The 20,959-nt window shown below is 34.6% G+C and carries 20 protein-coding genes; 2 read left to right on the forward strand and 18 right to left on the reverse strand.

Annotation, left to right across the window (positions count from 1 at the left end; genetic code table 11):
* Positions 1–33 precede the first annotated feature (33 nt).
* Positions 34–2,310: a polyprenyl synthetase family protein gene (locus ABDW27_RS04580; protein WP_343694781.1), complete on the reverse strand. Its 2,277-nt coding sequence runs from the start codon at positions 2,308–2,310 to the stop codon at positions 34–36.
* Positions 2,311–2,701: 391 nt separating this feature from the next.
* Between ABDW27_RS04580 and ABDW27_RS04585 the strand changes: the two genes are divergently transcribed.
* Positions 2,702–3,151, forward strand: a complete 450-nt coding sequence (locus ABDW27_RS04585; protein ID WP_343694782.1) for a hypothetical protein — start codon at positions 2,702–2,704, stop codon at positions 3,149–3,151.
* Positions 3,152–3,230: 79 nt separating this feature from the next.
* Complete coding sequence (locus ABDW27_RS04590; protein WP_343694783.1) at positions 3,231–4,658, forward strand: hypothetical protein; 1,428 nt, start codon at positions 3,231–3,233, stop codon at positions 4,656–4,658.
* A 73-nt stretch (positions 4,659–4,731) separates the two neighbouring features.
* Here the strand turns inward: ABDW27_RS04590 and ABDW27_RS04595 are convergent, their stop codons facing one another.
* The 17 genes from ABDW27_RS04595 to ABDW27_RS04675 all read right to left on the reverse strand — a co-directional run bounded on the left by ABDW27_RS04595 (position 4,732) and on the right by ABDW27_RS04675 (position 20,940).
* Positions 4,732–5,130: a hypothetical protein gene (locus ABDW27_RS04595; RefSeq protein ID WP_343694784.1), complete on the reverse strand. Its 399-nt coding sequence runs from the start codon at positions 5,128–5,130 to the stop codon at positions 4,732–4,734.
* A gap of 408 nt (positions 5,131–5,538) precedes the next feature.
* The gene (locus tag ABDW27_RS04600; RefSeq protein WP_343694785.1) at positions 5,539–5,739 is read right to left on the reverse strand and encodes a hypothetical protein; all 201 of its coding nucleotides are present in this window, start codon (positions 5,737–5,739) and stop codon (positions 5,539–5,541) included.
* A gap of 17 nt (positions 5,740–5,756) precedes the next feature.
* Positions 5,757–7,157 carry an exopolysaccharide biosynthesis polyprenyl glycosylphosphotransferase gene (locus ABDW27_RS04605; RefSeq protein ID WP_343694786.1) on the reverse strand — a complete coding sequence of 467 codons (1,401 nt, stop codon included), beginning with the start codon at positions 7,155–7,157 and terminating at the stop codon, positions 5,757–5,759.
* Positions 7,127–7,573 (reverse strand): VanZ family protein, encoded by a 447-nt coding sequence (locus ABDW27_RS04610; RefSeq protein ID WP_343694787.1) that lies wholly within the window; start codon positions 7,571–7,573, stop codon positions 7,127–7,129. The genes ABDW27_RS04605 and ABDW27_RS04610 overlap by 31 nt, the downstream gene beginning before the upstream one ends.
* A 32-nt stretch (positions 7,574–7,605) precedes the next feature.
* The gene (locus ABDW27_RS04615; protein ID WP_343694788.1) at positions 7,606–9,945 is read right to left on the reverse strand and encodes a polysaccharide biosynthesis tyrosine autokinase; all 2,340 of its coding nucleotides are present in this window, start codon (positions 9,943–9,945) and stop codon (positions 7,606–7,608) included.
* A gap of 87 nt (positions 9,946–10,032) precedes the next feature.
* Entirely contained in the window at positions 10,033–10,806 is a 774-nt protein-coding gene (locus tag ABDW27_RS04620; protein WP_343694789.1) for a polysaccharide biosynthesis/export family protein, read from the reverse strand.
* Positions 10,807–10,884: 78 nt separating this feature from the next.
* Positions 10,885–11,157: a hypothetical protein gene (locus ABDW27_RS04625; protein WP_343694790.1), complete on the reverse strand. Its 273-nt coding sequence runs from the start codon at positions 11,155–11,157 to the stop codon at positions 10,885–10,887.
* Positions 11,158–11,310: 153 nt separating this feature from the next.
* Positions 11,311–11,631: a glycosyltransferase gene (locus ABDW27_RS04630; RefSeq protein WP_343694791.1), complete on the reverse strand. Its 321-nt coding sequence runs from the start codon at positions 11,629–11,631 to the stop codon at positions 11,311–11,313.
* A gap of 194 nt (positions 11,632–11,825) precedes the next feature.
* Positions 11,826–12,797, reverse strand: coding sequence for a UDP-glucuronic acid decarboxylase family protein (locus ABDW27_RS04635; protein ID WP_343694792.1), 972 nt, complete (start codon positions 12,795–12,797; stop codon positions 11,826–11,828).
* Between the two features lie 7 nt (positions 12,798–12,804).
* Positions 12,805–13,623 carry a glycosyltransferase family 2 protein gene (locus tag ABDW27_RS04640; RefSeq protein WP_343694793.1) on the reverse strand — a complete coding sequence of 273 codons (819 nt, stop codon included), beginning with the start codon at positions 13,621–13,623 and terminating at the stop codon, positions 12,805–12,807.
* Positions 13,616–14,155, reverse strand: a complete 540-nt coding sequence (locus tag ABDW27_RS04645; RefSeq protein WP_343694794.1) for a putative colanic acid biosynthesis acetyltransferase — start codon at positions 14,153–14,155, stop codon at positions 13,616–13,618. The genes ABDW27_RS04640 and ABDW27_RS04645 overlap by 8 nt, the downstream gene beginning before the upstream one ends.
* Before the next feature lie 29 nt (positions 14,156–14,184).
* Complete coding sequence (locus ABDW27_RS04650; protein WP_343694795.1) at positions 14,185–15,297, reverse strand: glycosyltransferase; 1,113 nt, start codon at positions 15,295–15,297, stop codon at positions 14,185–14,187.
* The gene (locus tag ABDW27_RS04655) at positions 15,294–16,460 is read right to left on the reverse strand and encodes a glycosyltransferase (RefSeq protein WP_343694796.1); all 1,167 of its coding nucleotides are present in this window, start codon (positions 16,458–16,460) and stop codon (positions 15,294–15,296) included. The genes ABDW27_RS04650 and ABDW27_RS04655 overlap by 4 nt, the downstream gene beginning before the upstream one ends.
* 1 nt (position 16,461) lies before the next feature.
* Positions 16,462–17,748 carry a hypothetical protein gene (locus ABDW27_RS04660; RefSeq protein WP_343694797.1) on the reverse strand — a complete coding sequence of 429 codons (1,287 nt, stop codon included), beginning with the start codon at positions 17,746–17,748 and terminating at the stop codon, positions 16,462–16,464.
* Between the two features lie 13 nt (positions 17,749–17,761).
* Positions 17,762–19,009 carry a glycosyltransferase family 4 protein gene (locus ABDW27_RS04665; RefSeq protein WP_343694798.1) on the reverse strand — a complete coding sequence of 416 codons (1,248 nt, stop codon included), beginning with the start codon at positions 19,007–19,009 and terminating at the stop codon, positions 17,762–17,764.
* Positions 19,006–20,085 (reverse strand): glycosyltransferase, encoded by a 1,080-nt coding sequence (locus ABDW27_RS04670; RefSeq protein WP_343694799.1) that lies wholly within the window; start codon positions 20,083–20,085, stop codon positions 19,006–19,008. Before ABDW27_RS04670 ends, ABDW27_RS04665 begins: the two co-directional genes overlap by 4 nt.
* A 9-nt stretch (positions 20,086–20,094) precedes the next feature.
* Complete coding sequence (locus ABDW27_RS04675; protein ID WP_343694800.1) at positions 20,095–20,940, reverse strand: glycosyltransferase; 846 nt, start codon at positions 20,938–20,940, stop codon at positions 20,095–20,097.
* Between the last annotated feature and the right edge of the window lie 19 nt (positions 20,941–20,959).

Here is a 20,959-nt window from a genome sequence, read left to right on the forward strand (position 1 = left end):
TCAAAAAAAACAAGAATTGACCTCAATAAAATTTTAGCATTCTATTTTCAAAGCAAACCAGCCAAATGCGCGTAATCTTATTTTGTAAAATGAATCCGGTATTATTTTTTCTACCTCTTTCCAGGCTTCTTCCATAAGATTTTCTGCTTCTATGCGACATTGTTTAAGTGCGCCGCATTCTTCCAGCAATTTGATTACAGAAGCTATTACTGCCGTATCTTTTGGCATTGTCTGAATGGTTTTCCAAATATATTCACGTTTGTCTAAAGTCAGTAAACCCATTGCTTTTGCAACTGGCATTGTAATTTTTCCAGCGGTAATATCTTCTCCTTTATCTTTAAGGTTGTTTTCATATCCTTCCAAATTCAAAACATCATCAACTATTTGATAAGCAAGACCAATTGCTTCAAAATAATTGGCCAGCGCTTCTATTTCCTGAGGTTTTCCGCCACCCATAATTCCTCCTATTTTGGCTAAAGTACAAGCCGGCGCAGCAGTTTTTAAACGATGTATCGAATAAATTCTTTTTTCGAGTATTGAACTGTCTCCATTCTTGACCGCATCTGGCATAAGTGAATGAAGTCCGCTGATATCCAAACCCTGTCCGGCATGTGCAGCTCTCATCATTTCAAAATAAAGTTCATAAATTCTTAATCTTACATCATCTGAAATTAGTGATTTTTTTACCACTAAATCTCCAAGAAAGTAACATGTATTTCCGGCATTTATCGCAAGTGGTTCTCCATACAAATGATGCAGCGACGTACCTCCTCTTCGCGTATCTGAACTATCCTGAACATCATCAACAATCAATGATCCTGAATGTACAAGTTCCGGCATTGCCAGTATATCGATAAAAGGCTGTGAGTTTCCGCCAACAGCATCTATGCAGGCAAGCAGTACATAAGATCTCCACGCTTTTTTACTGCGATCGACAATTTCCCTGATAGGTTTAATAACCGATGTAATATATTGTTCTTTGTCTGCCTCACTAAAAAAATCTACACCTACCGGACTATTAACCAGTTTATGAAACTGCTCTTGTGTTGGGTTTAAAGGCAGTAAAGATTCTACTACTTCCTGCGTGCACTTTCCTACTCCTTTTAAGAAACTCTCAATACTTTCTTTTGTATTAAATCCGGTTCTTTCTGAATAGCCAACACCAGTAACTTTAACTCCCATAAAATTTCCTTCTGCCTTTATACTTCCTTCCCAAAATGCAGGCATAGAAAGAGTGGTTATAAATTCCTGTTCCGGAAAATCAACCTCAACAAAAAGAGAAACGTTAAAACTTGGTATTTCAAGCTCCCACGCAACAGGATAGGTTATAAATGTTCTCGCGCTTGTCCAATGCTTTACAGGTTCAAATGTGTAATCCTCAACGCTGATTCTTTTACCATTTTTATCAATTATAATTCCGGTTCCTCCAGCATATTCACCATTCTTAGTGTTATCAAAAAGATCATATAAAGACATTTGAAATCCATTATCCAATTGCAGCGATATCCAGTCCCAGGACATATCGTGTCTAAAATCTTTTACGGCGGTTTCGTCTCCTGATTTACTAAATTCATGATCATACCAGCCGCTTCCTTCTACTTTGTAAGTTTTGTTTTGAATTAAAATTTCACCACTTACTTTGCACTTCGGAATAAAATAATAAAACATATCTTCTTTCCATATTCCGTATAACTCTCCTTCATTTCCATGTCGCACCGGTTCTATTAAAGGAGTAAATTCCAGTTTACATTCTATTTGATCTAACGGATTATCCAATAGTAAATGATAATTTCCTTGTTCGTCTTTTTTAAAAGAATTTTGATCGTATTCTAATAAAAGATTGTCTAAAGCTACATTTGCAGGTTCTTTAAGAAGTCTGTCGGGAAAAGGCACATTTCCTTTTGCATAAACTTCTTTTAAGGCACGATAAAACTGTTTATTAATTGTTTCTTCTTTCTTATTCAGAACTTTAAGCGATTCTGCCGGCATGCTTGGGTCAACAAGCGAATCTGTATAATATTTTTGATTGACTTTATCAGATAATGCCCAAATTATAAAATGTGCGTATGAATAATCATCTGATTCTTCATCTTTTTTAGAAGCTAATCTAAAAAAAGATGCAAATAAAGAAAAGCGATCGCCATCCTTTGAAGTAACATGACAATTTTGATACCACCATTCTATAATTGCGCCACGGTGTGGAAGATCATGAATATCTAAATCAATTTTTCCTTCTTCTGGCCAGGTAGTTGGGCGTTGATCCAGAATAACTTTTGAATTCGTTTCCTGAGGATTCATTTCATTTTTCATGGTTTCAGAGATATTAGTTATTTTTCAAATTCATTTACAATCAGTTATTGTAAAATTTTACTTTCTTATTATAAAAAGAATGCATTTTTTTATAATAAAATTAATACAAACAAATAATTCTGCTTCACGTATTTACACCTATTTTACTGAATTACAATTATTTAACATTTATATTTAATAAAATAGACAGAAAAACTCTAAACTTCTCTCAGCATAATAAAATTTATTCAGCATAAAATCTCTTTTATGCCTAATAATCTCCGTTTGGTGTCATTTTTTCGGAATCCGCTTTATAACTCGAGTACTTTCGGCTGAAAATAATCACTTAAAAAACACCGCGAAGCCGAAAACGGGATAAAAGAGTAAGCAAAATCCAAAAACAAAATCTATTATGCAAACCGTGAATCCATTAACAATGTATGTTCCTATTTATCAAACTGATGAAGCACAGACATTAGCTGAAACTGCTTATAAAAACTTTAATAGCCCTGCCACTAAAGAAGCTTTAGATAAAATGGCAATTGTTCATTATGCAAGAATTGCTCTTGTACCAAATACTAACGGAAAAGGTTATGCCGGGATATTAGTGATCACAGAATTTGATGGTAATATGAACTCTTACTTAGAGGCTTTTTACAAAAACTCAACTACTATAAAAGCTGCTTTTATTCTTCTGATTACTTTGTGGGCAAACAAACCTGCTGATTTTCCAACTAATCCGGATGAGATTACTTATACGATTTTCTCAAATTTCATTAATGAGCGTAACCTGAGCAATCCTGCTGATCTTTATTATGCTTATCCGCAATCTGTAAAACAGATTGTTGCGAAGTTTAAATAATTAAGAAATAAGAACAAATAAACAATTACAGCTGTATCATCTGATTCGGCTGTTTTTTCTTTAATTAAAACTTAATCTTATGAATTACACACAAACTACGCTTAACACAACGCCGGAATTAGACGATATTCAAGGGCTTATCGTAAAAGGATATACGCATCCGTGTTCTGTGCATATGCTTTTTAAATTCGATCAGCAGAGTTCTAGTTTAAAAGCTATAAAAGGCTTTTTTAAGGATTTGCTTCCGTACCTGCAAAGTGCTGTAGACTGGGGCGCTTTAAAACCAGAAATGATGCTGAATATTGGTCTTTCGGCAATTGGAATCGGAATTGTAAAACCGGAACTTGATGTACCTAATTCGAGTTTTTCGGTTACTTTTAAAAAAGGCCCGTGGGATCCTAATAATGCGCAGCAGTCCTTGGGCGATTATGGTGCCGGTGATCCATCAGAATGGTGGAATAAAAAGTTTAGCAATCAGGATGTGCATTGCGTTGTTCACGTTTATGCCATGAACCCAACTGCCCAAAATAAAATTGTAGACATAGTAAATGAAGCTGCTCTAAAAACTAATGGTGCGGTTACTGAATTAAAACCATTGCAAACACCAAGCGGCAGATTAGAGCAGTATTTACTTGTCCCTTCAGATTATATTCATTTTAGTTACAGAGATTCTATTGATGAACCTGATCTTAATCAAAATCCTCAAGGTACAGATCAACAGGACCTCAACAACTTTTTGATTGGTTACAGCACACTCCCAAATCCTATTCCGGGTCCGCTTTCAGGGCCAGAAGCGGCATTTGCAAAAAACGGCTGTTATAACGCGTTTAGAATTTTGTATCAGGATGTTGAAGCTTTTAATAATTTTCTGGAAACACAATCAGAAACGATTGCTCCACAAATTAAAAACACAAAAGAATATACGGCTGAATGGCTTGCTGCTAAAATGTGCGGACGCTGGAGAAATGGTTCTCCATTGGTGCTTTCGCCTGAAAATCCTGAACACAGCACTTCAAAAAGCACCGATTTTGGTTATGCAAAAGATGATATGCAGGGATTAAAATGTCCGTTTTCTGCGCATACCCGGGTTTCAAATCCGCGCGATGAAGGTGTTGATGTGGCAGGCTCAGATACAGTTCCGCGTATCATACGACGAGGAATGCCGTATGGACCGCCTTTAAATATCGATCCAACTGCCGACAGGGGTTTGATTGGTTTATTTTTATGCGGAGATTTAAGCAGTCAGTTTGAAACGCTATACGGATGGATTAATATGAATAATTTCAGCAACGTGTTTAATCCGGCTGATAATACGCCGCAGGATCCATTGATTGCCAATCGTATTGTTCCTTTACCGGGCAATGTTGATCCTGATTTTACCATTCCTATGGAAGACGGAAATAATGTTGTTATTCAGGGACCGCTGCCGCAATTTGTGGTAACCCGCGGAACGGCTTATTTTTTACTTCCGTCGATTTCTTCGATTAAAGAAATTGCGTTGAGTTAAACTTATTTATTTCTTTTTGAATACAAAAAATGCCGCTCAAACTGGGCGGCATTTTTTATTGTTAAGGCTGTAATTACATTCGGGAGAATAATGTTTTTTGAAGTATTTCCAGTTGTTTTTCGAGTCTTTTAGATTTTACAAATTTCTTTTCTCCCAATTTTGGAAGCAAATTTGACGATTTTTTAAAATAGTTTTTCAGGTCTGCAAAAACTTCTGTTTTAGTTTTTGAAGCATCAATCAAAATTAAATCTTTTATTCCTTCCATAAGAGATAAACTGCTGTATAGATGCTTACTAAATAAACAAATTATAGAATTTGATTTTAAATTGTCGAGCTTGAAAAAATCTACAATTTCTGAATATTCATAGACTACAAACACAGAACAATCATAACTGCCTGACATATTCTCGTTTTTTAATAAAAAAGAATCAGCAGAAAATTCAAATTCATTTTTAAATTTTCTCTTAAACATTTTTAGAAAAACCCCTTTGTTATCCCTAACTAAAACTCTTTTCTTGATCATTTCCTTAGAATTATGATTTATGCTTCTTATACTATTTTTTTGTTGTCAGAAGTATAAAATGTGTTGTTTTCGACAAAAGAAATTAATTCCTCTTTATTCTTTCTATCAGTATAAGTAATAGAAATAACAGAGTCTTTTTATTCTTCAAAATAAAGAACAAAAAGACTTTAGGGCAGATCAATAGCGATGATTTTTAAAAAGGAAATAATGTAAAATAAAACTCTCCCTCAATAAAAAGAAGAAGAGTTTTCAGGCATCAGAGTAGTTTACTTGCTTTAATTTTTTAGTTAAGAGTTGGTTTATTTTTTGAGTGGTTATTATAGATATAGTTAGCAAGCACTTAATAAGAAATTAAATTCATCCGGCATTAAGATTATGAGTTTCTGCTGGATGTAAATGTTTTATTTTTTTGATTTTATCATTTAATTTCAAAACCCGGTCCAGCTGTTTTTGCTGAATGGTGTATTTGGTATAATATTTATACCACTCTTTTCCAATAAAAAAGGTTGTCACGGAAACTCCTGTGAGTACACCAATAAAGTAATTAGTAATGTCCATAATTTCTATTTTTAAATTTAAAAAGCATTTTTATCTCCTTTCAAGGTTACAATAACCGTTAATAAGCAAATTTTAATATCTGTAATTAAACTCCACCGCTGTAAATACTGAATATCTGTAGTTACCCTGCGTTTCATATCGACTACTCTTCTAGTCTCACCTCTTAGTCCGGAAACTTGTGCCAGACCCGTAATTCCTGGTTTTACAAAATGCCGAACCATAAAATTGTTAATATGTCCGTTATAATCGTTTGTATGTTTTAACATGTGCGGACGCGGTCCGACTACACTCATATTTCCCATTAAAACATTAAAAAACTGCGGCATTTCATCCAGACTTGTTTTTCTTAAAATTCTTCCTATTGGCGTAATCCGGTCGTCTCCTTTTCTGGCCTGCTGGCTTTCATCTCCGCAATTCATATACATGCTTCTAAACTTATAACACCAAAAGGGTTCGTTTTTTTTGCCGGTACGCATTTGTCTAAATAATACCGGTCCTTTGCTTTCTCTCATAATTAAAATTGCAATTAAGGGATAAAGCCACGACATAATAAAAATAAGAACAAACAAACTGAACGTAAGATCGAAAATTCTTTTAATCAACCTGTTATAAGCATTCTGCAAAGGCTCAAAACGAGGTTTTATAACATGGAAATTATTTAAATGGCTTGAATTAAAATGTTTTTTTGAGATGGATGAAAAATCGGGAACAAATTTTAGGCGCATACAATGTTTATCCCCAAGCTCAAAAAAATAGTTCAAATCTGAAATAAAATCAGGTTTAGATACAATGTATAATTCATTTATATTGTCATTGGATGCTTTGTGAATGGCTTGTGAAAGCGCTTCACTAAATTCTTCGTTGCTTGTATATTCTACATTTGAGTTTTCGTTGATAATACCCACAAAATCAATAAAAAAAGAATTCGTTTCTAAATGCGATGCCAGCTCAATACTGGTTTTATTAAATCCCCATATGGCGACTGTATAACGCTTAAAAACCCAGCCTTTAATTTTACTGATAACCAGAGTAAACAAAATTCTGGAAAGCAGAAAATAGAATAATAAAAAGCTTAACTGAAACAAATTGGCACGGCTCCCGAAGAAATACAGCACATTATCCTGAAAAATAAAAATATAACTATGCCATAAAATTCTTTGCGTAAAAAAAGCACGCCAGCTGTTACGAAAAAAGCATTCTAAACTAAAAAGAACATCAATTCTGTATAATCTAAAGTAGGTTACCGAAAATAACCAGCTCAGGATTGTAATAGGAATCATTTTATCCAGAAACAAAGTATTCCAGCCAATTTTTTCTTCATTTGCAAAATTCAGAAACACCAGAGTACCCAATATCATAGCAATCATATCTGCTATAGCACAGCAAATTATGAAGGTAAATTTATGTCGGTTTCGCATTTCTTAATTTTTTTCAATAAACTGTAACATAATCCTCCAATGAAACTTCCTAATATTCCGTAAAAAATATCCATTACATCAGGGTTTCTTTTTTGAATTATAAATTGTCCTCCTTCGGCAACACAAACTATTATAGCTGCAATACCTAAGTTTTGTACAAAACTCAAATTTTTAGCATAATTTGAATTTCTTTCCTGTGCGTAGATTTCTAATAAAAAACCAACGGCTAAAAATGGTACAGCAGTACGTAAATTGTAATATCGATTACTCCAGTTTAAAAGCCATCGGGGCAGATAACTTTCACTTCTTAAACTAGGATCCGGCAGCCACGAAAAATAAAAAACCACAACGATAACTAAAAGCAGTATAAACAGTACTATTTTTTGCCACATGTTTCTAGTTTTTAATTTTAGCATTTCGCTTTTTATTTTGGATAAAAAATACCGCTTTATGCTTCTTTTAATCCCAGATTTCTTTTGTACCAGGGTCTCTTGGCTTTTACTTCCTGATACTGATAACTATAGTTTTGTCCGTAGCCGTAACCGTAAGCGGTTTTCATATTCACTGCATTAATAAGAATTCCAACGTTTTTTAATTGATCTTTTTTAATAAAATTGCTTACGTGGGCCAGATTATTTTTATCGGTATAATCATATTTTACTACGAATACCGTAACATCAGCCAGATGACTGAAATTGAGCGTGTCTGATACAATCTGGACTGGAGCTGTATCTAGTATTATAAAATCATAGAGTTCTTTTGCTTCTTCAATCAGCACTTCAAAATTAGAATTGGTAATTAATTGTGACGGATTTGGCGGCACTTCTCCGGCAAACAGTATATCCAGATTTTTAGAATAACTGGTGTCTTTTTGCAGAAAACCTTTCCAGTCATCATTTTTATTGGACAAATAATTAGTCAGTCCTAAAACATTTTTATCAATATTAAAATATTCGTGTAGCTGCGGATTTCTTAAATCAACACCAATTAAGAGTACTTTTTTATTGAGATTACTGATTGTTACAGCATTATGAAAAGCACAAAAAGATTTTCCTTCTCCCTGAATCGAAGAAGTAAACAATATGATGTTTCCTTTGTCTTCTTTTTTCTTGTGAAGTAAATAACGCACGTTTGAAACCAAAGTACGCGTGGCTTCGGCAATTAAAGAATGTGAAGTGGCTGAATTTTCTAATTTTTCGTTTGTATTTATTTTTGGAATATGTCCTAAAATTGGAATATTGGCAATTATTTTTTGAATGTCTTCTTCATTATGTATTTTGGTGTCAAAATATAAACGGGCATAAATAATTCCAAAAGGAAATAATAATCCAAACAAAAATGCTCCAAGCATAAATGACTTAGGCTGTGGAAAAATGGCTGAATAATTGGTTTCGGGTGCGTTTAAGGTTTTTAAATTCGATTCTAAAATAGCGCCATTCAAAACGGCTTCTTCTTTTTTCTGCAATAAAGCCACATACGTTTCTTCTTTCATACTCAGGTTGCTATTGATGTTTCCCAATATTTTATCCTGAGTAGGAATGTTTTTAATTTTTGAAGCCGCAATGCTTTCTTCTGATTTGTTTGCGATATTATTTTGATTTAAAAAGTTTAAATAACCTTCTAACGAATTCAGTATTTCTTGTTTTTGAACCTTTAATTGCGTCATCAAACTTATGTAAGCCGGATTGTTTTTTTGTGCTCTCTGCAGGATCAATTCGCTATCCATGAGTTTTGCATTATAATTTAGAAGCATCTGGTTTACTATTGCCGATTCTAAATTATAATTGGTTCCCAAAGCTTGTCCCGGATCTGATTTTCTGATGTCGTTTAGTGCAAAACTGGCCAGTGCAATTTGTCTTTCATTAAGCATTGCACTTTCATTTTTCTGGCTTCTGTCGGCTGTTTTTTCGGCAACATAATTGTCCATTGCGCCAATGTCGTTGCTTTGTAAATATCTTTCTTTTACACTTTCGATAGAATCTTTTTCTCTGGCAAAACTTTTTATTCTTTGTTTTAAATAAGCAACTGTATTGGTAAATGTTTTTTGTTTATTTATTACAATGCTTTTATCAAGCTGAACGATAATTTCATTTAAAATTTTTCTGGAACGTACCGGATCAGAACCAATATGGTTTAGTTCAATTGTTCCTTTTGATTTTTCATCAGATAAAACAATAAGCGAAGATTTCAGGTTTTTTAAAGCTATATCTGTAGGTTCAAAATTCACTTTGTATTCATTATCAAAATAATACGATGGATTTTTTTTTGCTTTTGATGATAATCTGATTTTAAATGGCAGTCCGGGAACAGCTTCATCACCTTTGTATCCGTTTACTTTAAATTTTTTCTCGGCAGCAGGATCGGTTATGGTAAATCCTGTTTTGTCTACTTTAATTTCATACGAAACCTGAGGTAAAGAATCTTTAGAAACGATAAGCTGTAAAACAAACGGAACTTCGTTTACAGTATTATTCTGCGTGGTATATACTTTTTCAAAGTAGCTGGCTGTTAAGTTCAGCCTTTTTACAATGCCCAGTAAAAATTCATTAGAAGTAATAAGTCTGATTTCATCATCTAAATTCGCTTCATTACTTTTTTGATCTGTACTAATAGTAATGATTTTGTTTTTATCTTCTTGCTTTTTATCAATAAAAATCAAGGCTGATGTTTGATATTTTGGCGGTACTATTTTGATAAAAATATAGGCTGCGCCAACACACAAAATCAGGCTGAGCAAAAACCACGGCCAGTAACGAAGATACTTTAGAAATTCTTTTTTAAAATCCATAACCTATTAAATTTATTATATACAATCGGGTTATTAACTCTAATCGTACTTCAGAATTTTATTCCTGAAATACTGTTTTAAATTCTATTATTGTGCGATCAGTAAAACAACTGCTAAAAGAGATGCCGTTATTCCTAACACCTGAATTGGGTCTTTTATTAAACCGCCGCTGTTTACTTTTAATTTGTTTGGCGTAACCACAATAACATCATTTTGTCTGATTCTAAAATTAGGATTCGACATCCACGAAGCAGTGGTTAAATCGATGTGATACACCATTCGTTTTCCATCTACTTCTCTAATGAGCTGAATATCTTTTCTAATAGCAGAGTAGGTTAAATCTTTGGCCAGCCCAATGGCGTCGAGCAAGCTGATAGATTCTTCGCTAAAAGGAATTACTCCCGGAGAATTTACTTCTCCTAAAATGGTAAATTTATTATTGAGCACTCTCACCTGTACTGTAGGATTTACCAAATAACCTTCGCTTACCAAACGTTCTTTTATTTTAACTTCGGCATTGGCTGGTGTTAAACCTCCTACTTTAACTTCATTTAAAATGGGCATGGTAATATTACCCTGCGGAGTAACCAGATAACCGGTTAATTTCATCATTTCTACCGATGTTTGCCCGCCGGTAGAAGAGTTATTAATATTAAAAGGAGCTGCTACGAGAGGGTTAATATCTCCAATATCAATTTTTAAAATATCGTTGGGCTGTATTTTAGGAGATGCGTAGTTTAAATTAGAATTTGAATACATATCTAAATCTTGTAAATACAGCATTTCTTTCTTGGTAGTGCAAGACTGAAATATCACTAAAAGCAATAAAATTATCGGCAGGGAAGTAATTTTCATTTTCATCGTAGTCTATTTTAGTGTTATTTAATTCCTTTAAATTCTATTCAAACCAAACATACTCTCAACCCATGAATCTTAATTTTAATGGACTATATACTGCCTCAAAGCGATTGATTTTTTAAGAAAGACAACTACTATTGCGGCCAAACCATGAAACTTATAAATCTTGTAATCTTCATATAAAACTTCAAAAGCACGCTTAAAACTGGTACTCATTCCTCCCATTCGCATTCTCACGATATAGGCATCGATGTAACTCATATTGATTTTGTACTTGTATAAATAACGAAGAAGGAATTCTGTGTCTGAAGCAATTTTAAAATCCAGATTGTATAAACCATGCTGATCAATCACCGATTTTTTTAAATAAACGGTTGGATGCAATGGAAGCCAGCCTGCTTTTATTCTTTTAAGGCTAAAAAAACCGCCTATTCTATCGCGTATAAGACGTTCATTTTTATCATTCGAAACATAAACGCCATCACCGTAAACGCCGTCAATATTGGGTTAATACTCAAAACGTGCGGCAATTCTTGTAACGGCTTTTCGGTCAAAAAACTCATCATCAGAATGCATTAAACCAATTACGTCTCCGGTTGCTAACTGAAATCCTTTATTGATTGCGTCATACATGCCTTTATCTGGTTCTGAAATATATTTGGAAATTTTGTCTCTATAAGATTCTATTATTTCTTTTGTACCATCTGTAGAATTGCCATCAATAATAATATATTCAATATCATGATAGTTTTGTGCTAAGACACTTTTGATGGCTTTTTCGATAGTTGCCTTACGATTGTAACAAACTGTGATTATGGTAATTCTCATAATAATTATATTTTAAGATAAAAATTTTACATAATTTCAATATAAATCTAACACAAAAGAACTCCACTAAAAAAAGTTCTCGACGAAGCACCACAATTGTCGTTAAAACCATTAAAAATCAAAGTTTTAACCTAAAAATTGTTGAACAATTTCCTGAATAAGGAAATAGAGAAGAAAATCATTGTTATAATAAATTATAGTTTTTGTAAGAATGTTGCTTTGTGCTTTTCTAACAATAATTTGTCGAAATAATTTATGGTCGAAACTAAACCTTCCCGCAACTGTATTTTCGGTTCCCAGCCATTTAGTTTTTCTTTTGCCAGAGAAATATCCGGCTGTCTTTGTTTAGGATCATCCTGCGGTAAACCCAGATGAATAATTTTTGATTTAGAATCTGTCAGTTCAATAATCGCCTGAGCGAGTTCGAGCATCGTAAACTCATTTGGGTTTCCTAAGTTTACCGGCCCCAGAAAACCACGATCTGAATTCATCATTCGAATCATGCCTTCGACTAAATCATCAACATATTGAAAAGAACGGGTTTGTAAACCATCGCCAAAAACGGTAATGTCTTTTCCCTGCAAGGCCTGCACAATAAAGTTAGAAACCACTCTCCCATCAGACGGGTTCATATTAGGTCCATACGTATTAAAAATGCGGATGATTTTAATGGCCACTTTATTTTGATTGTGATAATCCATAAACAAAGTTTCGGCACAGCGTTTTCCTTCGTCATAACAAGAACGAATACCAATTGGATTTACGTGCCCCCAATAATTTTCGGTCTGCGGATGTACAAGCGGATCTCCGTAAACCTCACTGGTACTGGCCTGAAGCACTTTTGCCTTAACACGTTTTGCTAATCCTAATACATTTATGGCTCCCATAACCGAGGTTTTGATGGTTTTGATGGGATTGTACTGATAATGTACCGGAGAGGCCGGACAAGCTAAATTGTAAATTTCGTCGACCTCAGCATAATACGGCTCCGTGATGTCATGTCTGACCATTTCAAAATACGGATGATCCAGTAAATCTATAATATTAGATTTGGCGCCCGTAAAATAATTATCCAGACAAATTACTTCGTTGCCTTCGTTTAATAATCGCTTGCATAAATGTGAACCTACAAAACCGGCTCCTCCCGTTATCAATATTCTTTTCATCGTAATTCTATTTATTTTTGATTAAATCAATTTTGGTTTGAATCTGAAAAAAGTAATGTGACTTAAAACGCGCCAGATAAAATCCTTCTTTTCCGTCTAAAAAACCCAGTTTTAAAAAGTAAGCGCCAAAAAAGTAAACCACCGGAAGCAAACCCGTATTAAGAAGTCCGTATTTGATTTTTTGATTGAAGGACAAAAAAGTGTTTTTAGATTTTTTTAGCTGCAAATATCGTTGAGCTTCCCAGGTCGAATAAGCGTTGTGTTTGTCTATATAATGTTCTAAACTTTTAAAATCTTTATGAACCACTTTTGCTTTAATAACGCCCACTTTGCCTTCAATTATAGGACGTTCATGTACTTCCATATCGAGATGACTCCATAAATCTTCATCGATTTTTTCGTAAGCGCCTTTGGATTTTCTAAAAAGTGCCGATTTCTGAAATTCATATCCATACTTGAGTTTTCTGCCCATAAAATAGTTTTCAAACCGAATTGTAAAACCATTGTAAGCCGGATCTTTTATTTTTTGTTCTATTTCTGATGCAAATTCATCGGTTATAAATTCATCGGCATCGAGAAACAAAATCCATTCGTTTTGCAGATTGGCGTTTTGCAGTGTCCAATTGCGTTTTTTGGGAAATTTGCCATTCCAGTTAAACTGTAATACTTCAGCTCCCATAGCTTTGGCAATAGTTATGGTATCATCGGTACTTCCTGAATCAACTACAATTACTTGAGAAAATCGCTTTAATTTATCCAGACAGGAGGGTAAATTTTGCGCTTCGTTTTTTACAGAAACGATTACGGAAATGGGAATTTTATTCAAAGCTTCTAAATTTTATGAGTTTGGATGGATTTCCTCCTACAATGGCATTTTCTTCGACATGTTTAATCACTACGGAGCGTGCTGCTATAACAGAATGGTTTTCGATTGAAACTCCGGGCGCAATAAAAGCGTCGGCAGCGATCCAGACTCCGTTTCCAATTGTAATGGGTTTTAATAGTAAAGGGAAATCTTTTTGGGTATAATCGTGAGTTGAGGCACACAAATACGTTTTTTGAGAAATTATAGTATTGTCGCCAATGCTTATTTTTCCTTGATTGTAGCAATCAACCTGAGGTCCTAAACTTGAATTTTTACCAATTTCTAAATTCCACGGAGCCCATATTTTTACTGAGGCATATACATGCGCAGTCCAGTCTACTTTTGCACCAAAACATTTTAGAACCAAAACTCTCCATTTTTTAAATAAACGGGAAGCAAAGGGACGAAACAGAATCAGCCTTGCAAAATTCCAGATCAGTCTCGAAATTTTGTTTTTTAAACTGAAGGAATGACTATAAGTTGATAAATCCAAAATAGTTTTTATTTAAAACCCGTTATGCGTTAAATATTATTTTTTTGAATTAAGCCTAACGGGTTATTTAGTATTTCTTTGTACAAATCGTTCATTTGGCTGGCAACGGCTTTTATCTCATATTTTTCGGCAACCAGTTTTCTTCCTTTAAGTCCCATATCTTCAAGTTCAGCTGGAGAAGTATGCATTACTTCTTCGATTATGTTCTGCAGATTTGATACCGATAAACTAATCCACCAGCCGCATTCATGAATTTCTAAATCTTCCCATGGCGTGCCTTGTGTGGTGATTACAGGAACACCTAAAGCAAGCGCTTCGGCAATAACAATCCCGAAATTTTCACTGTGAGTAGGCAAGATCATTACATCTGCTGATCGCAAAAAATTCCATTTTTCATTGCCATATTTTGCTCCTACAAAATTTACATTGCCCAAATTGCGGGCACTTTTTCTTAAAACAGAAATGTAGTTTTCATCTCCATTTCCTGCAATTTCGAGAAGCCATCCGTCGGTATTGCAATTACGCCAGGCTTCTAATAATAATTCGATGCCTTTTTTAGGATGAATTCGGGATAAGAAAACCATTTTTTTAGTTCCGTAATGTTCCTTAACTCCTTTTATATCATTCAAATCAACACCATTTGGAATAATATGTATGGGAGGTTTGAAACCGAGATACTGAATATTTAAGGCTTCCATTTCTGCGGTCGTGTGCAGGAATTCTGCTTCCTGAATGGCTTTTTCCTGATACAGAAACATACCGAGTTTTTTTTTCCATGAATTCCGCGACATTATCCAGGGTTCCAGCATTCCGTGAGGAGAAATTATGACTTTAATTCCCAGTTCCTGCGCTTTTTTTTGAAACCCCCAGTTTTGTGGACTCCATATTCCGTTGATATGCACTATGTCGGGTTTTTCGGCAAGTAAAAATTTCCGAAACTCTTTCAGCATTTTAAACCATCTTAAAACGCTGGTTTTAAAAAATTTGATTCTTACATTCGGAATATCTATGGGATTAGAAGTTATTTTTGCTGCTACGACAATTTCCATGTGTTTTTGCAGCGCCGTACTCAATAACCGCATGTACTCAGTAGTTCCTCCTCCGCCTTTATCAATTCCCGCTATAAAATGAATTACTTTCATACTATTTGATTAAGTTCTTTGTAAATCACTTCTATAGCGTTTAAAGAATATTCGGTCGTAAATTTTTGCGACTGTGTAAAAGACCGTTCGATAGTTTCTGTTTGCTGTAATCTGTTTAACCGCAATACTTTTTCAAGGGTTTTTGCCCCATCTTCTTTCCATTTTAGCCAAAGGGCATTATCAACGGGTCTTTTTTCAATGTAAAAAGCGGCAATTCCACCTACTTCGTTCATTGGCGGTTTATTCGTAGTTATAACCGGACAGCCGGAAGCCATAGCTTCAATAATTGGCCATCCAAAACCTTCATCCAGAGAAGGAAATAATAAGCAGATGGCTCCTGAATAGGCATTATTTATATCTTCATCTGAAAGATTGTTTACAAAATGTATATCGTCTTTAAAAGGTGATTTTTTATGTAAAACTGCCAGATCGTGTGAAGGTTCTTCTCCAATTAAAACTAACGGAATTGGAGTATTGTATCGGCTTCGCCAGGTTTCATAAATTTCAAGTACACCTTTTCGGTTTTTGTAATACTGATTACCGCCAATGTGCATAATGTAACCTTGTGATAAAAGTATATTGAGTTTGTTTTCTAATAAACTTCTTGATGATTGTCTGGGTAATGAAACAAACGGACGGCTTAAACCATTATAACATACAACTGAATTGGTTATTTTTCCTAAATGAAGCGTATGCAAATCGCGACGTGTTTTTTTGGAAATTGAAATAAAATTTTTCCCTTTAGAAAATCCTTTTCTTATATAAGTCTGATATAGTTTTCCTGTAAACGATACCGGATTTTCCGGCACCATTCCCAAAGCTGATTTTAAAGCTAAAAAATCATGGCAGTGTACTACGTGTTTTCTGTTTTTAACCAACGGAACCCAAGGGCCAAGCGCCTGATCTGCAAATACAAAAAGTGTGTCTTTTGATGAATTTCTCAGTTTCATTTTTACTTCAATAGGAAAAACAAAATACTGATCGATATAACCAAGCCATTTTTTAAAAGATTTAATCAAAGGCAGTTTATAGAACCTTGCTTTGGGACTCCAGACCACTACTTCATGCCCTCTTTCTTTCATCCCATTTAGCAGCATATTGGCATAGCGCGGCATACTTTGATGGTGCAAAAAAGAAGGATGAGTAAAAAGTACGATTTTCATACTATTCTGTTTTCAGTTTAACATTTAAACCTGCTATTAATAATCCTGTCGCTATTACAGCGCAGCCCAGCATACTCGGCTGAGCCCATTGTCCTTGTGTGATTAAAAACAGAGCGGTTCCGCAAAATGTTAAAGGCAGCAATTTTAAGCTGTTAGGCAGTTTTAAAGAATTATAAAATACGCCAAATGCCAAAACTAATCTTAAAACAATAAGTCCTCCGCCTAAAATAAGTCCCTGTTCTCCTCCTACACGATTTAATTCTCCTTCTGAAACTAAAAATTTTCTCTGTCCGGTTAACATCTGAGCTCCGGCATTGGTTCCCATTCCCAGATTTCCTTCAAATAAAGGCGCGTTTAATAATGTGGTTATGGGTTCTGTAAATCCGTTTAGGGTTCGCATTACGATAGATCCTCCTTCCTGACCTTTTGCGGTATCTACACGGCTCATAAAAACCTGAGTTCCTAAATTAAAAATGGTGGTTGTTTTTTGTAAAACAGCAAACAAAATCACAACTACAACTGCTGTCGACACCAGCCTGATTATTGATTTTATACTGGTTGAAGAACCCATAAAGGCAAAAAAACCAACTAGTAAAACACCTAAAACTGCTGTTCTGCTTACAGTTAACGGCAGTGCAATTAATAAGGCTATCGTACTGGAAATAAGTAAAATCTTTGAGCAGGTTTCTTTTGAAAGCCAAAAGTAAAATACAAATACCGAGGCTAAAATGTAAAAAGCAGATAATCCTGTTGTAAATGAAAAAGTTCCCGAGGGCCGAAAATACCCCATCGCGCCATCAAATCCGGCGCTTCCTTCTCCTCCCAAACCAATATTTACAAAAGCCGTCTGCGGACTTGTAAATTGCAAATAAATGATCAAAGTCATCAAAATATTCACGACCAGCATTACACGTCCTGTTTTGAGAATATCTTCTTTTGTAAAAACAGTTCCAATTATAAAAATCAACGGAAAATGAATTAACATAATTCGTGCGCCGTAAAGCCCTACAAATAGATTTCCGTGTCCAAAAGTCAGTGTAATGGCTAAACCCAATAAGGTGAAAATGGAACTTAAAACTACATAACCGTTTATGAATTTTACGTTGAGATAAAAAGCTCTCAGAATTATAAAAATAGCAATTGGGTCGCGTACAATCAATAATGGTGTCGCCAAACCTGGAAGAATCCATTTGCGGAGAGCGCCTTCAAAAATCCAAAGCAGAAAATACAGCCAAATGGCTATTTTTAAGGATTTGTAGTCTTGTTCCTGATTTATTTTTGTTTCCATTATTTCTAATCTTTTACAAAATCTTTAGAGAAGAAAGTGCATCAGCCATTTCCTGTCCGTAAACAGACCATGGTCTTGTTTTAGCTTTTTTTTGAGCGGCAAGTCCAAATTGTTTTAGCATTTCCGGCTTTTCCAATATTTTGATAATTACCTCTTTTATTGCTTTTGAAGATCCGGCCTGAACAATCCATCCGTCGACTCCGTTTTCTATTAAATCAGGTCCTGCGGTACGATTGGTGGTTATAACCGGAATTCCCTGCGACATGGCTTCTGTAATTACCAAACCAAAACCTTCAAAAAGAGACGGAAAAACAAATACATCATGATCGTACATACAATCTAAAACTTCATTGTGCGATAATGACGGAATCCAATTATGTGTTTCTAAAGCCTGATTTAACGCATTGCAGTCTGATATTGCTTTATTGCCTACAACGGTTAATTCAACTTCATCCGGCATTTCTTCTATTGCTTCAAATAAATACGAAATACCTTTTCGCTGTGATAATCCGCCTATAAATAAAATTTTGAGTTTTCGGTTTGTGAGCGGTTCGTAGTTTTTTGTTCTTGTCACTTCTGGAAAACCATACGGAATTACTTTTATTTCCGGCAGGTTTCCGTTATAATCTTCTAATGTTTTTTTGGTAAAACTGCTGGCGGCAAATATCACATCAGCCAAAGCTAATTCCTGATCTTTTTTATGTAATTTTTCCGGTGAATCATTAAAACCAATAAGCGTATCTGACCAGGCCGGATTTATATCAAATTCTTTCTGCATTAATAAACGGGCGCTTTTCCAATATCCAATAGGAAGATCATAAATACAATAAAGCCCTAATTGTTTGGCTTGTTTAAAAGTTGATAATGCGCCATCTTCGTATGCATAAACGCCTAAAAGCCCTTCGTTTTTGGCTTTGGCTAAATTATCTGCCACCCATTTATCATGTTTCTCATATACTTTGTCAATGCAGAAAAATCCTTTTTCGTGTGTTATCAAAAAATCTAACTTAAACTTTGAGGTCAGTAAACGTCCGAACTCAAAAAAAGATTTGGATTTTGTGTACGGCTGCCATTTCTGATCTAAACTTCTTCGTTTTAAATCTTTTAGTTTTGGTGTATTTCCTAATTTGTACAAAAGTTGCCCCGGAAAAATCGCAATTGAAGTAAATAATTTAAAAAGCAGTTTATCTTTCAAAAGTCCGTCTACGAGATTTTTTGAATTCGCATTTAAAGTGGGATGAGATACCAGTAATTTCATCATACAGAAATTGAATTAATAAACTGTGCGGCAATGTTATTTAAGTCTGAAACCTCAACCTTCATTGGTGTTATGTTCAGATTATTTTTTTCGTATTTAATAATCTGCGGAATTACATACTGTCCTTTTTTTGGTGTCCATTGGCGTGAAACACAAATTGTATTTATCTGATGTTCTCTATAAGCTGCAAAAACACCGCTTTTTTCTGTTTGAAAATAAGGCGTTGTTGATATTCCGAAATCGCTGTCTTTCAATACCTGCGAAATTACTTTTTCTGACTGAACGCCCAGAATTTCGTAAGCCACATTATGATTGTCTAATATTGCGGTATACTTAACCAGTTCAGGGCCATTTTTTCCGATAAAAACAAACTTTAAAGGTTTGTCAAATCGATTCGAAATGCTGACTAAATCTTTAATAAAATCTTCAAAAGGCGCTCCGTTATGAATGCTGCCAAACAAAACAAACTGAACAAATTCTCCCGATTCTTTTTTTTCTGCTGTTAAAGGTATGTTGCCGCAAATAGGCAGAATTTCGGCGTGAATATTATGAGACTGAAGAAAAAACTGGTATAATTTATTTTGTGTATTTATAAAATGAGTTTTGGTATTATGTACTATTTTTTTGGCGATTACCTGCTGTAATTTTCCAATGCATTTGTGTTTTATAGAAGATTCACTGTCAATACCCAGCCATAATTCATGAAACATAATATGCCATTTATGATTTCCTCTGATTTTTTTTAAATAAGAAGGAAGCCAGAAAGGCAGCCCTTTTGGATTAAAACTATACGGAACATACTGTAGTGAAATCCAATCGGGTTCAAATTCTCTTAAAATATGCTGCAGCCAGATTAAGCGTTCTTTGTTTGGCGCGGCAATTGGTATGCGATGAACTGTTACGGCAATATCTTCGACTACCTGAATTTCACTGGTAAAAGAAACTGCCTGATGATCACAAAGGGATAAAATCTGTGCCTGGTGGCCGGATCTTATCAGTTTACCGCATAAACGACGTGTATAATCTCCTACTCCGTCATTGCCAATTTCAGCAGAACCGCAAATGAAAAGTATTTCCATCTTGTAATTTTAATTTTTGGTTAAAATTGTTTTCAGGTATTTTGAGGTGCGGTAGGTTTTTTTAACGCTTTTATCAATAAAATTGACAACCGGAAATAATCTCGGATAGTGATTACGCACTAAATGCATGAATTTTTCAATGCCTTTTTTGCCCCTCCAACTTCCGTTTATTAAATGAATGGCGTAGGATTCTCTGTCTAAATAAATCGAATTTCCAACTATTATATTAGCTGGCAGGATCAGCATATTGTCTTTTAAAATCTGTTTTTTGTTTTGGTAGGTATAGCCGTATTTTTCGGCAACGGGCGTTATTACAGAACCAATTATTACTTTCTTTAAATTCATCGTTCCGTCGTCGCTAAACAAATGCAGATTGGTATATTGTTCTAAACAATCTTTTACATACGGATGGTTGGGAACCGAAGCAAAAATAGCACCCTGAACAGCAAAACCTGTAATAATTTCGCCTTCTGTTTTGGGCAGATACGAGGCGTTTAACTGCTCCATTCCTCCGGCATCTTCAAATAATCCGGGATGTATTTCGTGTGCGCTGAAAAAGTCATAATCAAACCATTCATCTTTAAAAGGTTTTAATATTTTAACATCCGAATCTAAATATAAACCGCCTTCTGTATAAAGTGCATATAAACGAATATAATCGGCAGCAAAAGCCCATTTTTTAGCTTCAAAAGCTTCTTTTACAAAAGGAACCGAATCAAAATCAAAACTATCTTTATTCCATATTCGTAAGTCAAATTCAGGCAGATGAACTTTCCATGTTGCCATACATTCTTTTATAAACGGAGTATAATCTTCTCCACTAAACCAGCAGATATGAATTGTTTTTGGAATCATAATTTTTGTTTATTCGTTT

The organism is Flavobacterium sp., assembly GCF_039595935.1.
Taxonomy (GTDB): domain Bacteria; phylum Bacteroidota; class Bacteroidia; order Flavobacteriales; family Flavobacteriaceae; genus Flavobacterium.

Excerpts from the sequence above, each read along its gene's own strand:
- ABDW27_RS04580 (WP_343694781.1), bottom strand. The coding sequence starts at position 2,310 with ATGAAAAATGAAATGAATCCTCAGGAAACGAATTCAAAAGTTATTCTG.
- ABDW27_RS04585 (WP_343694782.1), top strand. The coding sequence starts at position 2,702 with ATGCAAACCGTGAATCCATTAACAATGTATGTTCCTATTTATCAAACT.
- ABDW27_RS04590 (WP_343694783.1), top strand. The coding sequence starts at position 3,231 with ATGAATTACACACAAACTACGCTTAACACAACGCCGGAATTAGACGAT.
- ABDW27_RS04595 (WP_343694784.1), bottom strand. The coding sequence starts at position 5,130 with ATGTTTAAGAGAAAATTTAAAAATGAATTTGAATTTTCTGCTGATTCT.
- ABDW27_RS04600 (WP_343694785.1), bottom strand. The coding sequence starts at position 5,739 with ATGGACATTACTAATTACTTTATTGGTGTACTCACAGGAGTTTCCGTG.
- ABDW27_RS04605 (WP_343694786.1), bottom strand. The coding sequence starts at position 7,157 with ATGCGAAACCGACATAAATTTACCTTCATAATTTGCTGTGCTATAGCA.
- ABDW27_RS04610 (WP_343694787.1), bottom strand. The coding sequence starts at position 7,573 with ATGCTAAAATTAAAAACTAGAAACATGTGGCAAAAAATAGTACTGTTT.
- ABDW27_RS04615 (WP_343694788.1), bottom strand. The coding sequence starts at position 9,945 with ATGGATTTTAAAAAAGAATTTCTAAAGTATCTTCGTTACTGGCCGTGG.
- ABDW27_RS04620 (WP_343694789.1), bottom strand. The coding sequence starts at position 10,806 with ATGAAAATGAAAATTACTTCCCTGCCGATAATTTTATTGCTTTTAGTG.
- ABDW27_RS04630 (WP_343694791.1), bottom strand. The coding sequence starts at position 11,631 with ATGAGAATTACCATAATCACAGTTTGTTACAATCGTAAGGCAACTATC.
- ABDW27_RS04635 (WP_343694792.1), bottom strand. The coding sequence starts at position 12,797 with ATGAAAAGAATATTGATAACGGGAGGAGCCGGTTTTGTAGGTTCACAT.
- ABDW27_RS04650 (WP_343694795.1), bottom strand. The coding sequence starts at position 15,297 with ATGAAAGTAATTCATTTTATAGCGGGAATTGATAAAGGCGGAGGAGGA.
- ABDW27_RS04655 (WP_343694796.1), bottom strand. The coding sequence starts at position 16,460 with ATGAAAATCGTACTTTTTACTCATCCTTCTTTTTTGCACCATCAAAGT.
- ABDW27_RS04660 (WP_343694797.1), bottom strand. The coding sequence starts at position 17,748 with ATGGAAACAAAAATAAATCAGGAACAAGACTACAAATCCTTAAAAATA.
- ABDW27_RS04665 (WP_343694798.1), bottom strand. The coding sequence starts at position 19,009 with ATGATGAAATTACTGGTATCTCATCCCACTTTAAATGCGAATTCAAAA.
- ABDW27_RS04670 (WP_343694799.1), bottom strand. The coding sequence starts at position 20,085 with ATGGAAATACTTTTCATTTGCGGTTCTGCTGAAATTGGCAATGACGGA.
- ABDW27_RS04675 (WP_343694800.1), bottom strand. The coding sequence starts at position 20,940 with ATGATTCCAAAAACAATTCATATCTGCTGGTTTAGTGGAGAAGATTAT.